The following is a 15,297-nucleotide window of genomic DNA, read 5'->3' as shown; positions in this document are numbered from 1 at the left end:
GGACAGCCCGACGAAAGGGGCAGCATGACCACGACCACCACCGCTGCCGCCGGGAGCACCGGCGGCACCGGCCCGTACGCGCTGTCGCACCTGGACGCCCTGGAGTCGGAGGCGGTCCACATCTTCCGCGAGGTGGCGGGCGAGTTCGAGCGGCCGGTGATCCTCTTCTCCGGCGGCAAGGACTCCATCGTCATGCTGCACCTGGCGCTGAAGGCGTTCGCCCCCGCGCCGGTGCCGTTCGCCCTGCTCCACGTGGACACCGGGCACAACTTCCCCGAGGTCATCGACTACCGCGACCGAGTGGTCGCCGAGCACCGGCTGCGGCTGCACATCGCCGCCGTCCAGGACTACATCGACCGCGGTGAGCTGCGCGAACGCCCCGACGGGCTGCGCAACCCGCTGCAGACCGTGCCGCTGCTCGACGGCATCACCGAGGGCCGCTTCGACGCGGTCTTCGGCGGGGGCCGGCGCGACGAGGAGAAGGCCCGCGCCAAGGAGCGCGTCTTCTCGCTCCGCGACGAGTTCGGCGGCTGGGACCCGCGCCGCCAGCGCCCCGAGCTGTGGCAGCTCTACAACGGCCGCCACTCCCCCGGCGAACACGTCCGCGTCTTCCCGCTGTCCAACTGGACCGAGCTGGACGTGTGGCAGTACATCGGCCGCGAGAAGATCGAACTGCCCGCCATCTACTACGCGCACGAGCGGGAGGTCTTCTCCCGTAACGGCATGTGGCTGTCGCCCGGCGGGTGGGGCGGCCTCAAGGACGGCGAGCGCCTGGAGACCCGGACGGTGCGCTACCGCACCGTCGGCGACATGTCCTGCACCGGCGCCGTCGACTCCGACGCCGCCACCATCGAGGCGGTCATCGCCGAGATCGCCGCCTCCCGCCTCACCGAGCGGGGCGCGACGCGGGCCGACGACAAGATGTCCGAGGCCGCCATGGAGGACCGCAAGCGCGAGGGGTACTTCTAGCCATGAGCACTGTTGTTGAGCACGAAGCGGCCTCGCTGCTGCGGTTCGCCACCGCCGGAAGCGTCGACGACGGCAAGTCCACGCTGGTCGGGCGGTTGCTGCACGACTCCAAGTCGGTCCTCGCCGACCAGCTCGAAGCCGTCGAGCGGGCCTCGCTGGGCCGCGGCCAGGAAGCGCCCGACCTGGCGCTGCTGACCGACGGGCTGCGCGCCGAGCGCGAGCAGGGCATCACCATCGACGTCGCCTACCGCTACTTCGCCACCCCGCGGCGCCGCTTCATCCTGGCCGACACCCCCGGGCACGTGCAGTACACCCGCAACATGGTCACCGGCGCCTCCACCGCCGAACTGGCCGTCGTCCTCGTCGACGCCCGCAACGGCGTGGTCGAGCAGACCCGCCGGCACGCCGCCGTCGCCGCCCTGCTGCGCGTCCCGCACGTCGTGCTGGCCGTCAACAAGATGGACCTGGTCGACTACGCCGAGCCGGTCTTCGCCGCCATCGCCGAGGAGTTCACGGCCTACGCGGCGTCGCTGGGCGTCCCGGAGGTCACCGCCATCCCGATCTCCGCGCTCGCCGGTGACAACGTGGTGTCCCCGTCGGCGCACATGGACTGGTACGGCGGCCCGACCGTCCTGGAGCACCTGGAGACCGTGCCCGTCGACACCGACCCGGCACACGACCCGGCCCGCTTCCCGGTCCAGTACGTCATCCGGCCGCAGACCGCCGACCACCCCGACTACCGCGGCTACGCAGGTCAGATGGCCTCCGGTGTGCTGCGCGTCGGCGATGCGGTGAGCGTGCTGCCGTCCGGCCGCACCTCCACCGTCACCGGCATCGACATGCTCGGCCGGGCCGTCGACGCCGCCTGGGCACCGCAGTCGGTCACCGTCACGCTCGCCGACGACCTCGACATCTCCCGCGGCGACCTGCTCGCCCCCGCGGCGGGCGCCCCGGCCGTCACCCAGGACGTCGAGGCGACGGTCTGCCATGTCGCCGACCGTCCGCTCACCGCCGGGCAGCGGGTGCTGCTCAAGCACACCACCCGCACCGTCAAGGCGATCGTCAAGGAGATCCCGTCGCGGCTGACGCTGGACGATCTTTCCCAGCACCCGGCGCCCGGCGAACTGGCGGCGAACGACATCGGCCGGGTCCGTATCCGTACCGCCGAACCACTGGCGCTGGACGCCTACGCCGACTCCCGCCGCACCGGCTCCTTCCTGCTGATCGACCCGTCGGACGGCACCACGCTGACCGCGGGCATGGCGGGCACCGCCTTCGCGGCGCAGGCGGCCGAGGAAGCCGCGGCCGACGACGAGGGCTGGGACTTCTGACCGTGCACCAGGACGTGTTCTCGACCTTCGCGAAGGAGGGCGGCCGCATCGGCAGCGGCGCCCTCGGCAGTGGGCAGGGCGGAGTCGGCCGATGTGTGAGCTGACGACGCACCACTCCGCCTGCCCGCTCACGCCCGTACGAAGACCCGTCGCACCGCCGGGCGCGCCCTAGAGGGGCGCGTACTGCCCCGGCCCTACGAGAGGAACGCCTCCCGTGCCTGCCGTTCGACCCCGCCATCCGGCGGCTGCCGCCCTCGCCCTGCTGCTGCTCGGGGCGGTCAGCGCCTGCGGCTACGGCTCCGAGGCCAGGAAGGACCCGGCGGCTCAGGTTGCCGCCAAGGGGCCGAAGACCGACGGCCTGGACACCGTCAAGATCGGCTTCTTCGGGAACGTCACCCACGCCACCCCGCTGATCGGCCTCCAGAAGGGTCTGTTCCAGAAGGAGTTGGGCGGCACGGCGGTGAAGCCGTCGGTCTTCAACGCGGGCCCCGCCGAGATCGAGGCGCTCAACTCCGGCGCCATCGACATCGGCTGGATCGGCCCCTCCCCCGCGATCAACGGCTACGCCAAGTCCCACGGCAAGAGCCTGAAGATCATCGGCGGCTCGGCCTCCGGCGGCGTCTCGCTCGTGGTCGACCCGAAGAAGATCAAGAGCCTCGACGACCTCAAGGGCAAGAAGATCGCCACCCCGCAGCTGGGCAACACCCAGGACGTGGCGCTCCTCAACTACCTGGCGGAGAAGGGCTACGACGTCGACGCCACCACCGGCAAGGGCGACGTCACCGTCCAGCGCACCGAGAACAAGGTGACGCCGACCGCCTTCCAGCAGGGCACCATCGACGCCGCCTGGGTGCCCGAGCCGACCGCCGCCAAGCTCGTCAGCATCGGCGGCAAGACGCTGCTGGACGAGAAGGACCTGTGGAAGGACGGCAAGTTCGTCATCACGAACGTGATCGTCTCGCAGAAATTCCTGGCCGAGCACCCCAAGGCCGTCGAGGCGGTGCTGCGCGCCTCCGTGCGGACCAACGCCTGGATCCGCTCGCACCCCGCCGAGGCGGTCAAGGCGCTCAACGACAAGCTCGCCGACCCGCAGATCTCCGGCAAGGCGCTGCCCGCCGACATCATCGGCCCGGCCTTCAAGAACACCGACGTCACCGACGACCCGCTGGCCGCCACGCTCCGGCTGGAGGCGGACCACGCCGTCAAGGCCGGTCTGCTCCAGAGGCCGGACCTCAAGGGCATCTACGACCTGCGGCTGCTGAACAAGGTTCTCAAGGCCGAAGGCAAGAAGCCCGTCGACGCCGCCGGTCTCGGCAACGACTGACGCCCGCCCCGCAGCACTCCAGGAGGTGACCCTGATGACGACCACCACCCTCACCCAGCGGCCGGCCACCACGGCGGACGCGGGCCCGGCGGCCTCGTACGCCGCGCGCATCGACCACGTCTCGAAGTCCTTCGGCCGCCCCGGCGCCCGCCAGCACGTACTCGACGACATCAGCATCGATGTCGCACCCGGCGAATTCGTCTGCCTGCTCGGCGCCTCGGGCTGCGGCAAGTCCACGCTGCTGAACCTGGTGGCCGGGCTCGACGCGCCGACGTCCGGCTCCATCGAGACGCCCGGCGGCCGCCCCGCGCTGATGTTCCAGGAGCACGCCCTCTTCCCCTGGCTGACCGCCGGACGCAACGTCGAACTGGCGCTGCGGCTGCGCGGGGTGCCGCGCGCGGAGCGCCGCGAGGAGACTGAACGCCTCCTCGAACTCGTCCGCCTCAAGGGCGCGTACGGCAAGCGCGTCCACGAACTCTCCGGCGGTATGCGCCAGCGCGTCGCGATGGCCCGGGCCCTCGCCCAGGACAGCCGGCTGCTGCTCATGGACGAGCCGTTCGCCGCGCTGGACGCCATCACCCGCGATGTGCTGCACGACGAGCTGACCCGCATCTGGCACACGTCGAACGACACCGCCTCCGGCTCCGGCGGGCTGTCGGTGCTCTTCGTCACCCACAACGTCCGTGAGGCGGTACGGCTCGCCGAGCGCGTCGTGCTGCTCTCCTCCCGCCCCGGCCGGGTGGCCCGGGAGTGGCGGGTCGGCATCGCCCAGCCGCGCCGCATCGAGGACGCCGCAGTCGCCGACCTCTCCGTCGAGATCACCGAACAGCTGCGTGGGGAGATCCGCCGCCATGGCCAGCACTGAGACCACCACCGGCCCCGCGGGGAACCCGCCGGGCGACACACCGGACGCCACGGCCGCCACGGCCGCGCCCACCGCTGCCGGCGCCGCGGCGACCACGGCCGGCGGCGCGGAACGGGACGGCACCGATCTGGCAGGGCTGGAGGCCGGACTCGACGCCCTGGAATCGTCCGTCGCCGCCCGGCAACCCTGGCTGCGTACGCTCGCATCGAAGGCGCTCCCTCCTGTCATCGCCGTCGTCATCGTGCTGGTGCTGTGGCAACTCGCCTACCACTTCGAGGTCAAGCCGCACTATCTGCTGCCGAGCCCCGTCGAGGTGGCCCGCTCCCTCCAGGAGAAGTGGCTGGAGGGCACGCTGCTGGGCTATGTGTGGACCAGCCTGTCCCGCGGTGCGCTCGGCTTCCTCGCCTCGGTGGTGCTCGGCACCGTGCTCGGGCTGATCGTGGCCCGCGTCAAAGCGGTGCGGGCCGCGATCGGTCCGATCCTCAGCGGGCTGCAGTCGCTGCCGTCGGTGGCGTGGGTCCCCGCCGCGATCATCTGGTTCGGCCTGAGCGACGCCACCATCTACGCGGTGGTCCTGCTCGGCGCCGTCCCGTCGATCGCCAACGGCCTGGTGGCCGGGGTCGACCAGATCTCCCCTCTCTATCTGCGGGCGGGCCGCACCATCGGCGCGACCGGCGTGGCCGGGGTGCGGCACGTCCTGCTGCCGGCCGCGCTGCCCGGCTACATCGCCGGACTCAAGCAGGGCTGGGCGTTCTCCTGGCGCTCCCTGATGGCCGCCGAACTCATCGTCAACGCCCCCGATCTGGGCACCGGCCTCGGCCAGCTCCTGGAGCAGGGCCGGGAGTTCCAGGACATGCCCTGGGTGCTCTCCGCGATCCTGCTGATCCTCGTCGTCGGTATCGGTATCGAGCTGCTGGTCTTCGCGCCGCTCGAACGGCGGGTGCTGCGCAGCCGCGGACTCCTGGTGAAGAGCTGACCCATGGACACCTCGCCCACCCTTCTCGTCGTCGCCCACGGCAGCCGCGACCCGCGGCACGCGGCCACCGTCTCCGCGCTCTGCGCACGGGTACGGGCGCTGCGGCCGGGGCTGCGCGTGGAGGTCGGGTATCTCGACTTCAACGCGCCGTCCGTACCCCGTGTGCTGGAACGGCTGGCCGCCGAGGGAGCGCGGGAGGTGGTGGCGCTGCCGCTGCTGCTCACCCGCGCCTTCCATGCGAAGTCGGACATCCCGGCGGCACTGCGGGAGGCCACGGCGCGCCTGCCGCGGCTGACCGTCCGCCAGGCCGAGGTCCTCGGCCCCTCTCCTCTGCTGACCGCCGCGTTGGAGCGGCGGCTGACCGAGGCCGGGCTGCGGCCCGGCGACCGCCGCGCGACCGGGATCGTCCTGGCCGCGGCGGGCTCCAGTGACCCGGAGGCGATCGCAGTGATCGCTGAAACCGCGCGGGAGTGGCGGCGCACCTCTGGTTGGTGTGCCGTGCGACCTGCGTTCGCCTCCGCATCTCTGCCCCGCACGGCCGACGCCGTGCGGGCCCTGCGGGCCGAGGGCGTCGCGCGCGTCGCGGTGGCCCCGTACGTCATCGCGCCCGGCTTCCTGCCGGACCGCATCGCCCGGGGTGCCCGGGAGGCGCGGGCCGATGTACTGGCACCGGTACTCGGCCCCGCCCCGGAGCTGGCCCGGCTCCTGCTGCACCGTTACGACGCATCGGCCACCGCCCCGGCCGGACGCCTGGGCCGGGGGGCGCTGATCGCCTGAGCTGCGCGTTTCCGGCCGGTGCCGGGCGGCGGGGCCGGGGTGTCGGCCCGCCCCTTCTCGTAGACCGTCAGCCCCTTCGACAGGCCGAGGGGCACCAGGAGCAGTTCGACGACGAGGGCTTTCCAGGCGTAGACGAGGTTGACCGCCTTGGTGGCGTAGACGCAGGGCAGGTCCCGCAGCACGGCGAGGGTGCGCAGTCCGCGGCGCCGGGCGGCGTAGAGGAGGGGCGGTGCGGTCAGGAGCAGGTCGGTCCCGGCCCACCAGCCGAAGGTGGCGGGCAGCGGCCGGTCGGTGAGGGCCGCCAGTGCGAACGGGGTCGCCCACCACAGCGGGGCGGTGACGATCTCGAAGACGGCGAGCACCACCCACAGCGCGAGCAGCGGTTTGTGCCGGATCAGCGCGCCGAGGTGGAGCCGGACGTTCTGGCAGAAGCCCGCCATCCACCGCCAGACCTGCTTACGGAGATAGGTGAGGTCTTCCGGATCGGCGGCGAGGGCCACCGCGTCGGAGACATAGACCGCCTTGCGTCCGGCGATCTGCTGGCTCCACGTGTAGTCCATGTCCTCCACGATGGTCCGCTCCGGGAAGCCGCCGAAGGCCATCAGGTCCACACGGCGGAAGACGGAGCAGCAACCGGAGCAGACCATGGGGCTGTTGGCACGCGCCTGGATGGGCCGGTGCCAGTGGAAGCCGAAGAGATATTCGGTGGAGCGGCCTCGCTCCCAGACGGTGCGGGTGTGGCGGGTGCGTACCGTGCCGGCGGCGACGGTGACGGACGGGTCGTCGAAGACCGGCAGCACCGTCTCGATGTAGTCGGGTGCGAGGACGGTGTCCGCGTCGACGGCGAGCACCAGATCGGTGGTGCAGTGCGGCAACGCGTAATTCTGCGCCCGGGCCTTGCTGCCGAGGTTCCCCGGCGGGCGCAGCACGGTGACGCCGTGTGCGGCGGCCACCTCGCCGGTGCGGTCGGTGGAGGCGTCGTCGACGACGAGGACGCGGTCAGGTGGCACCGTCTGCCGCGCCAGTGACGCCAGCGTGGCGGGCAGCCCCTCCTCCTCGTTGTGTGCGGGAACGATGACGGTGATGGTGTGCATGCCGAACTCCCCCTGCGGTGCGAAGTGCGCCGGCCACGAGCGTGAGCAGCCCGATCAGGCCGTAGACGAGTGTGCTGATGCCGATGAACGGCAGTCCTCCGTGCATGCGACCGAGAGTAGGGAGAGAACGCACGTCGCGGTTCCGGAGGCGCCCTCCTGTGGATAACTCCGCGGTGCGGCACGGCACTTCGACGCAACGACGCCGGCCGCCGCGCCCCGTGGGGGCGAGCGCGACGGCCGGCGTGTGGTGCTGGGGGGAGTCGGTTACTCGACGACCTTCAGCAGCTTGTTGGGCGTGCCCTCGCTGGGGTTCGAGATCTTGTCCGGCGTGGCGCCGTCCGTGAGGGCCTTGGCGACCTCGTCCGGCTTGGCGTCCGGGTGGGCGCCGAGGTAGACCGCGGCCGCGCCCACGACGTGCGGGGTGGCCATGGAGGTGCCGGAGATGGTGTTGGTGGCGTTGTCGTCGGTGTTCCAGTCCGAGGTGATGTCGGAGCCGGGGGCGTAGAGGTCGACGATGCTGCCGTAGTTGGAGAAGTCGGACTGCTCGTCCTTGTTGGTGCTGGAGGCGACCGTGATGGCCTCCTTCACCCGCGCCGGGGAGCCCTGCGAGGCGTCGGCCGACTCGTTGCCCGCCGCGACGGCGAAGGTCACGCCGGAGGCGATGGCCTTCTTGACGGCCGCGTCGAGCGCCTCGTCGGCGCCGCCGCCGAGCGACATGTTGGCGACGGAGGGGCCCTTGTGGTTCTTGGTCACCCAGTCGATACCGGCGACGACCTGCTCGGTGGTGCCGGAGCCCTGGTCGTCCAGCACGCGGACGGCGACGATCTTGGCCTTCTTGGCGACACCGTGGTCGGTGCCGGCGATGGTGCCCGCGACGTGCGTGCCGTGGCCGTTGCCGTCGTTGGCGTCGTTGTCGCCGTCGACCGCGTCGAAGCCGTAGGAGGCACGGCCGCCGAAGTCCTTGTGCGAGATGCGGACGCCGGTGTCGATGACGTAGGCGGTTGCGCCCTCACCCGCGGAGTCGGGGTAGGTGTACTTCTTGTCGCCCTGGGTGTCCGCCTGGTCGATGCGGTCCAGGCCCCACGACGGCGGGTTGTCCTGGGTGGCGTCGATGTGGAACTTCTTGTTCTGGACGACCTTGTCGACGGCCGGGTCGGCGGCGAGGCGCTTGGCCTCCTCGTCGCTCAGACCGGTGGCCGAGAAGCCGTTGAGGGCGGCGCTGTAGTTCCGCTTGACCTTGCCGCCGTACTTGGAGGCGAGGTCGTTGTGGGCGGTGGCGGACACCGAGGCGCTACCGACCGACTTCTTCAGCATGACGATGTAGCTGCCGTTGACGGCACCCTTGGCCTCGGCACCGTAAATCTTGCCTTCGGCCGGGGTCGCACCGGCGGTGACCGCGGTGACGGCGGCGATACCAGTGGCGGCTACGGCAGCGGCGATTGCCGTGACGAGCCGCTTCTTGCTGGAACGCTTGTGAGCCATAGCGAGGGTTTCTCCTCGTTCGTGGTGTGGGGGGAAAGCGTTGCGCAATGGCCCGGTTCAACAGGAAGTCCTGCACCGGGCTGGATCGAAACCCTGTCGGATTGACGAGTTCAATTCAAGGCCAGACGTGCCGTGTGAGATAAACAACAACCCTACATAAAGACAAAATCGGTCACAAGTGGACCAAAAGAAGCGGGTAGTTGAATATTAGAGCCTCAACGCCGTTTACATTTCGGCAATCTGCGGTTACAGACGGTGGATTGGCCGCTACCGAGGGGCTGTTGGCGTACGAGGCTCACGGAGCCGGTGGACCGACGGTCCGGCGGTCGGAGTGGCCGTCAGGCGGGTGCCCGTCGGGTGCGATTCGTCGGCAGTACGGCGCACGCGGTGCCGCGGAGGGGCGCATCCGGGGCGGGCCGCTGCGGCGCCGTCCGTCGCTCGCGGGGCCCGGGCGGACGCCGAGCCGGCCGCCGCGTTCGCCGTCGCGCCGTCTCCGTCCCGGCTCCTCCCCTCGCCGTCCCCGGGCCTGCCCGGCGGGCCCGGGACCCTCACCTGCGAAACTGGGCACGTCACGCCCGGCAGGAGGAATCACCATGAACGAACCGCGCCCCGGCGCCTTCACCGAGGCCCGCGCCCGCGCCGCGCTGGCGGCCGCCGGGCGACCCGACGCCGCCGCCGACGCCCGGCTGCTGTCGCTCGGCGAGAACGCCGTCTTCGCGCTCGGTGGGCGTGGACCCGTCATCCGGGTCGGCCGCAGCGCCGAACTCCTCGAACGCGCCGAGCGGGAGCTGGCCGTGGCCCGCTGGCTGGCGGAGGCCGGCATCCCCGCCGTCCGCGCCGCCGAGCCGCGGGCGCAGCTCGCCGACGGGCACCCCGTGACCTACTGGGAGCGGCTGCCGGACACCGTCCGCCCCGCCGGGCCCGCCGACCTCGCCGCGCTGCTGCGGCTGGTGCACGCGCTGCCGGAGCCGCCGTTCGCCCTGCCGCGACGTGAACTGCTCGGCGGCGTCGAGCGGTGGCTGCGGCTGGCCGGGGACGCCGTGTCGCCGCAGGACGCGGAGTATCTGCGCGGCCGCCGGGACGCCTTCGCGCTCGCCGCCACGGCGCTGGAGCCGCATCTGCCGCGCGGCCCCATCCACGGCGACGCGCTGCTCCGCAACGTCCATGTCGGGCCCGACGGGCCGGTCCTGGTCGACCTGGAGACCTTCTCCTCCGATCTGCGCGAACACGACCTCGTGGTGCTCGCCCTCAGCCGCGACCGCTACGGGCTGGCCGCCGAGGCGTACGACACCTTCGTCTCCGTCTACGGCTGGGACGTACGGGACTGGGAGGGGTGCGCGGTGCTGCGCGGCTCCCGGGAGACCGCCAGCTGCGCCTGGGTCTCCCAGCACGCGCCGGGCAACCCGGCGGCGCGCACGGAGTTCGCCCGGCGGATCGCCTCGCTGCGGGAGAAGGACACGACCGTGCGGTGGTATCCGTTCTGACGGCGCGCCGGGGCGGCGGGCGGGTCAGTCGCGCGATGCCTGGTGCGGGATGAGCGGCCAGGCACCCTCGACATTCGCCTCCGGCTTGCCCGAACGCCGCAGATACGCCTGGAAGTCGGCGGCCTGCTCCGCCGCCGCGCCCTCCTGAAGCGTGTGCAGCGCCTCCGGGGACGGCAGCGCGACGGCCGGATACCGCTCGCCTATCCGCCGGGCGACGCCCGCCGCGGCGACGGCGTCGGCGCCCGCCTCGTGCGCGCCGTCCAGCGGTACGCCGTAGTGGCCGCAGAGCGCCTGGAGGGCGCGCTTGCCCTTGCGGTAGCGGTCGACGTGGCGGTCCAGGACCAGCGGGTCGATGACCGGGGCGGGGGCGCGGCCCAGGCGCTCGGTCAGGGGCCGCACGCCGTGGCGGCGGCACTCCCGGTCCAGGAGCGAGAGGTCGTACCGGGCGTTCATCACCACCAGGGGTATCCCGGCGCCCAGGGCCTCGGCCAGGGCCGCGGTGATCTCCTCCACGGCGGTCTCCGGCGGGGCGCCGTGCTCGCGGACGTAGGCGGTGGACATGCCGTGGATCGCGGTGGCCTCCTCGGGCACCGGGACGCCCGGGTCGATCAGCCACGTCTGCCGGACCACGGTCGTGCCGTCGCCGTCCAGGCGGATCAGCGCGGCGGTCACGATGCGGTCCCGCTCGATGTCGGTGCCCGTGGTCTCCAGGTCGAAACCGGCCAACAGGTCCTGATGCCAGCTCATGGCGGGGCCTCCTTCGGTGGTGCGTCCCCCGTTGCTCCGCCACTCTCGCACGCGCCACTGACAACGCGACCGGCGCCCGCGAACGGAAGGGGGCGAAGCGGGCGGCGGGCCGCCGGGAGGGAGGCGGCGGACCCCGGCGCGGCGCACCGCGCCCGGACCGGCTCCGCCCCAGGTCAGGACACCGGCCGGGAGTCCGCCCACTCGCTCTCGAACTCCTCGCGGTACGTCTCGAAGAGCCCGGCCTCGCCCTCCCGGCCCGCGCCGCCCTGGCGGACCACGTCCCGGCCGCCGCCGCGCAGCACCAGCACCGGCGACTCCATGCCGCGGCTGCGGCGCAGATAGCTCTGGACGACGGCCAGCCCGTCGGGCCCGTCCCCGTCGACGAGGTAGGCGGTGAACCGCGGGGTCTCGTCGAAGACCTGGATCTCGAATGCCCCCGGGTCGCGCAGCCGTGCCCGCACCCGCCGCATGTGCAGGATGTTCATCTCGATGGAGCGGCTCATCTCGCCCTTCTTCAGCCCGATCTCGCGCTCCCGGCGGCGTACCGCGCTGCTCGCGGGGTTGAGGAAGAGCAGCCGGATCCGGCAGCCCGACTCGGCGAGGTGGACCAGGCGGCGGCCGGAGTAGTTCTGCACGAGGAGGTTGAGCCCGATGCCGACCGCGTCGAGGCGGCGGGCGCCGCCGAACAGATCCTCGGCGGGCAGCTGCCGCTGGAGCCGCACCCGGTCCGCGTGGACGCCGACGACATCGGCGTAGCGGTCGCCCACCAGGTCCTCGACGGCGTCGATGGGCAGCCGTCCGGAGGTGCGGGTGCCGCTGCCGGAGCCCAGGAGGTCCAGCAGCCGGGCGGAGGCGCGCTCCGCCTGGGCGAGGACGGTCTCCGACAGGGCGCGGTTGCGGGAGACGATGTTGCGGGCCACCTCCAGCTCGTCGAGGCCCAGCTCGACGTCGCGGCGGTCGTCGAAGTACGGCTCGAAGCAGGGCCAGTGCTGGACCATCAGCTCCCGCAGCTGCGGGAGGGTCAGGAAGCTGACGATGTTGTCGTCGGCGGGGTCGAGGAGGTAGCCCTTGCGGCGGCTGACCTCCCGGACGGCCACCGCGCGCTGGACCCACTCCTGACCGGCCGGCCCCGCGGCGGCGATCACCCATTCCTCGCCGTGCACCGGTTCGTAGATGGGGCGCAGCACCGCGGAGACCACGGCGCGCAGCCGCTGCTCGACGAGATTCAGCCAGATGTAGGCGCGACCGGCCCGGCGGGCACGGGTGCGCACCTCGCTCCAGGCTTCGGCGCCCCAGTCGAGTTCCGCGCCGATCTCCAGTGGCCGCGCCAGGGACACCGCGCCGGGCGGCGCGTCGACGGAGCCGCCCTCATGGCCCTCGTGACCCTCGTCACCAGGGGGCAACTCCAGCCCGCCGCTCACCTGCCACCGCCTTCCGAACCTCCGTGCCAACGATCAAGGCAGACTACTGCGGAGCGGGGAACGGTGCAGCAGGATGGGGCGACCCGTCCGTCAACTCCCCATGTCAGAGGTGGCCGTTGCGCCCCGAAATGCGGGGTGGACGTGAGCGGATTCATAGCCGTATCGCCCCCGGGCGGCTTCTCCGCGCCCTCGGGGCCCGGCCACGGGGGGCGCCCGGGAGCCGTTCTTCCGGAGGCCGTCGCGAGCCTTGTCCGCCGCAGGTCCGCGCCCTCGGCACGGCACCCGGGACGGCCGGCGCGGGGGCGCGTGGGGACGCGCGGTGACGCCGGGACGCGTGGGGCTCGAACGCCCGGCCGCCGGGTGATTGGCCGGGCCATTACTGGTGGACTCCGTCTGGATGAGCTAGCCGCTACCGCATCTGGCGTACGGGAGCTGGTCACCGGCCGCGGGCGGCGACGACACGACAGAAAGGTCCCACTAAGCTCGAAAATACCTGCTTTCCGGGGAAAGTCGTGGGATGTACCAGGTGTACGGGGTGGGCCGGGGAAGGATCCGAGGCGGTCCGCGGACGTGTGGCGTGGAGTGACCGCAGCCCCCGACGAGAAGGTGGAAGCCGACGCATGCAGGTCTGGCCGGGACAGACGTATCCGCTGGGTGCCACCTACGACGGCGCCGGCACCAACTTCGCGGTCTTCTCCGAGGCCGCCCGGCGCATCGAGCTGTGCCTGCTCCACGACGACGGGACGCAGACCTCCGTCGAACTGCGGGAGACCGACGCGTTCGTCCGCCACGCCTACCTCCCCGGGGTGATGCCGGGCCAGCGCTACGGCTTCCGGGTGCACGGCCCCCACGACCCGGCGCGCGGCCACCGCTGCAACCCCGCCAAGCTCCTCCTCGATCCCTACGCCCGCGCCCTGAGCGGCCGGATCGACTGGAACGAGGCCGTCTACGGCTACCACTTCGGCCGCCCCGAGTCCCGCAACGACCTGGACTCGGCGCCGCACACCATGGCGTCGGTGGTGGTCAACCCGTACTTCGACTGGGGCGACGACCGGTCGCCGCGCACCGCGTACCACGAGACGGTGCTCTACGAGGCGCACGTCAAGGGCCTCACCATGCGCCACCCGGACCTCCCCGAGGAGCTGCGCGGCACCTACGCGGCGCTGGCGCACCCGGCGGTCATCGAGCATCTGACGGGGCTGGGGGTGACCGCACTGGAGCTGATGCCGGTGCACCAGTTCGTCCACGACCACCGGCTGACCGACGCCGGGCTCGCCAACTACTGGGGCTACAACACCATCGGGTTCTTCGCCCCGCACAACGCCTACGCGTCCTGGGGCGACCGGGGGCAGCAGGTGCTGGAGTTCAAGTCGGCGGTACGGGCGCTGCACCGTGCCGGCATCGAGGTGATCCTCGACGTCGTCTACAACCACACCGCCGAGGGCAACCACCTGGGACCCACCCTCTCCTTCCGGGGGCTGGACAACGCCTCGTACTACCGGCTCGCCGAGGACCGGCGGCACTACACGGACACCACCGGCACCGGGAACTCCCTGCTGATGCGGAGCCCGCACGTCCTGCAGCTGGTGATGGACTCGCTGCGCTACTGGGTGCAGGAGATGCACGTCGACGGGTTCCGGTTCGATCTGGCGGCGACGCTGGCCCGGCAGTTCCACGAGGTGGACCGGTTGTCGTCCTTCTTCGACCTGGTGCACCAGGACCCGGTGGTCAGCCAGGTCAAGCTGATCGCGGAGCCCTGGGACCTCGGTGAGGGCGGCTACCAGGTGGGCAACTTCCCGCCGCTGTGGACGGAGTGGAACGGCAAGTACCGCGACACGGTGCGCGACCTGTGGCGGGGCGAGCCGCGCACCCTGGCGGAGTTCGCCTCCCGGCTGACCGGCTCCTCGGACCTCTACCAGGGCGACGGACGCCGCCCCATCGCCTCGGTGAACTTCGTGACCTGCCACGACGGCTTCACCCTGCACGACCTGGTGGCGTACGACGAGAAGCACAACGAGGCCAACGGCGAGGACAACCGCGACGGCGAGCGGTGCAACCGGTCGTGGAACTGCGGCACCGAGGGGCCGACGGACGACCCCGGCATCCGGGCGCTGCGGGCGCGCCAGATGCGGAACTTCATCGCCACCCTGATGCTGTCCCAGGGGGTGCCGATGCTGTCCCATGGTGACGAGTTCGGCCGCAGCCAGCGCGGCAACAACAACGCGTACTGCCAGGACAACGAGGTCTCCTGGGTACGCTGGCCGGCGCCGGAGGACACCGGGGAGCGTGAACTGCCGGCGTTCGTACAACGTCTGGTGCGGCTGCGGCGCGAGCACCCGGTGTTCCGCCGGCGGCGCTTCCTCCAGGGGCGGCCGGTCCCGGGGGCCGAGGACGCGCTGTCGGACATCGCGTGGTTCACCGCCGACGGGACGGAGATGGGGCCGGCCGACTGGGAGTCCGCACAGGCGAGGTCCCTGATGGTTTTCCTCAACGGCCGGGCGATCTCGGAGCCGGGCCCCCGGGGCGAGCCGATCGTGGACGACTCGTTCCTGCTGCTCTTCCACGCGCACCCCGAGGACCAGGAGTTCACCGTTCCGCCGCGCCACGGGCGGCAGTGGCGCGTCGCCGTCGACACCGCGCGGCCCCTCACCGCGGACGGCACGGACGGCCCCGGGGCCGTGGTGAAGGCCGGTGACCGCCTGACGCTGACCGGGCGCAGCCTGGTGGTCCTCCAGCGGCCCACGGAGCCGTGCGGGCCGGTGGGGCCCGCGTAGCGCCGGGCCGGGGGCGCGCCGCACGCCGGGCGGCGGCCCGCCGAGGCGCCCGC

The 15,297-nt window shown here is 72.2% G+C and carries 12 protein-coding genes; 8 read left to right on the top strand and 4 right to left on the bottom strand.

Annotated features, from left to right (window positions below; all coding sequences use genetic code 11):
* Positions 1–24 precede the first annotated feature (24 nt).
* The 6 genes from cysD to ACF1BH_RS06495 all read left to right on the top strand — a co-directional run bounded on the left by cysD (position 25) and on the right by ACF1BH_RS06495 (position 6,242).
* On the top strand, positions 25–969 hold the full coding sequence (gene cysD, locus ACF1BH_RS06520; RefSeq protein WP_391641284.1) for a sulfate adenylyltransferase subunit CysD: 945 nt from the start codon (positions 25–27) through the stop codon (positions 967–969).
* Between the two features lie 2 nt (positions 970–971).
* Entirely contained in the window at positions 972–2,300 is a 1,329-nt protein-coding gene (locus ACF1BH_RS06515; RefSeq protein ID WP_391641283.1) for a sulfate adenylyltransferase subunit 1, read from the top strand.
* A gap of 214 nt (positions 2,301–2,514) precedes the next feature.
* A complete protein-coding gene (locus tag ACF1BH_RS06510; RefSeq protein ID WP_391641282.1) occupies positions 2,515–3,624 on the top strand; it encodes an aliphatic sulfonate ABC transporter substrate-binding protein in 1,110 nt (369 codons plus the stop codon).
* A gap of 34 nt (positions 3,625–3,658) precedes the next feature.
* Complete coding sequence (locus tag ACF1BH_RS06505) at positions 3,659–4,489, top strand: ABC transporter ATP-binding protein (protein ID WP_391641281.1); 831 nt, start codon at positions 3,659–3,661, stop codon at positions 4,487–4,489.
* The gene (locus tag ACF1BH_RS06500) at positions 4,476–5,465 is read left to right on the top strand and encodes an ABC transporter permease (protein ID WP_391641280.1); all 990 of its coding nucleotides are present in this window, start codon (positions 4,476–4,478) and stop codon (positions 5,463–5,465) included. The genes ACF1BH_RS06505 and ACF1BH_RS06500 overlap by 14 nt, the downstream gene beginning before the upstream one ends.
* A gap of 3 nt (positions 5,466–5,468) precedes the next feature.
* Positions 5,469–6,242 carry a sirohydrochlorin chelatase gene (locus ACF1BH_RS06495; protein WP_391641279.1) on the top strand — a complete coding sequence of 258 codons (774 nt, stop codon included), beginning with the start codon at positions 5,469–5,471 and terminating at the stop codon, positions 6,240–6,242.
* Here ACF1BH_RS06495 and ACF1BH_RS06490 read toward each other — a convergent pair.
* Together ACF1BH_RS06490 and ACF1BH_RS06485 are read right to left on the bottom strand one after the other, a co-directional pair.
* Positions 6,182–7,336, bottom strand: a complete 1,155-nt coding sequence (locus ACF1BH_RS06490) for a glycosyltransferase family 2 protein (RefSeq protein ID WP_391641278.1) — start codon at positions 7,334–7,336, stop codon at positions 6,182–6,184. The genes ACF1BH_RS06495 and ACF1BH_RS06490 overlap by 61 nt on opposite strands.
* Before the next feature lie 264 nt (positions 7,337–7,600).
* Positions 7,601–8,818: a S8 family peptidase gene (locus ACF1BH_RS06485; protein WP_391641277.1), complete on the bottom strand. Its 1,218-nt coding sequence runs from the start codon at positions 8,816–8,818 to the stop codon at positions 7,601–7,603.
* A gap of 593 nt (positions 8,819–9,411) precedes the next feature.
* Here ACF1BH_RS06485 and ACF1BH_RS06480 point away from each other — a divergent pair.
* On the top strand, positions 9,412–10,302 hold the full coding sequence (locus tag ACF1BH_RS06480; protein ID WP_391641276.1) for an aminoglycoside phosphotransferase family protein: 891 nt from the start codon (positions 9,412–9,414) through the stop codon (positions 10,300–10,302).
* A gap of 24 nt (positions 10,303–10,326) precedes the next feature.
* Here the strand turns inward: ACF1BH_RS06480 and ACF1BH_RS06475 are convergent, their stop codons facing one another.
* On the bottom strand, positions 10,327–11,049 hold the full coding sequence (locus ACF1BH_RS06475; RefSeq protein WP_391641275.1) for an exonuclease domain-containing protein: 723 nt from the start codon (positions 11,047–11,049) through the stop codon (positions 10,327–10,329).
* Between the two features lie 173 nt (positions 11,050–11,222).
* On the bottom strand, positions 11,223–12,470 hold the full coding sequence (locus tag ACF1BH_RS06470) for an SAV2148 family HEPN domain-containing protein (protein WP_391641274.1): 1,248 nt from the start codon (positions 12,468–12,470) through the stop codon (positions 11,223–11,225).
* A 620-nt stretch (positions 12,471–13,090) separates the two neighbouring features.
* Between ACF1BH_RS06470 and glgX the strand changes: the two genes are divergently transcribed.
* Positions 13,091–15,244 (top strand): glycogen debranching protein GlgX, encoded by a 2,154-nt coding sequence (gene glgX / locus ACF1BH_RS06465; protein WP_391641273.1) that lies wholly within the window; start codon positions 13,091–13,093, stop codon positions 15,242–15,244.
* The last annotated feature ends 53 nt before the right edge of the window (positions 15,245–15,297 follow it).

Origin of the sequence: Streptomyces sp. NPDC014733 (assembly GCF_043083385.1) — a bacterium.
In the GTDB taxonomy this organism is placed as follows: domain Bacteria; phylum Actinomycetota; class Actinomycetes; order Streptomycetales; family Streptomycetaceae; genus Streptomyces.
The sequence above is the reverse complement of the archived record's forward strand: the minus strand, read 5'-3'. Positions and strand labels throughout refer to the sequence as shown.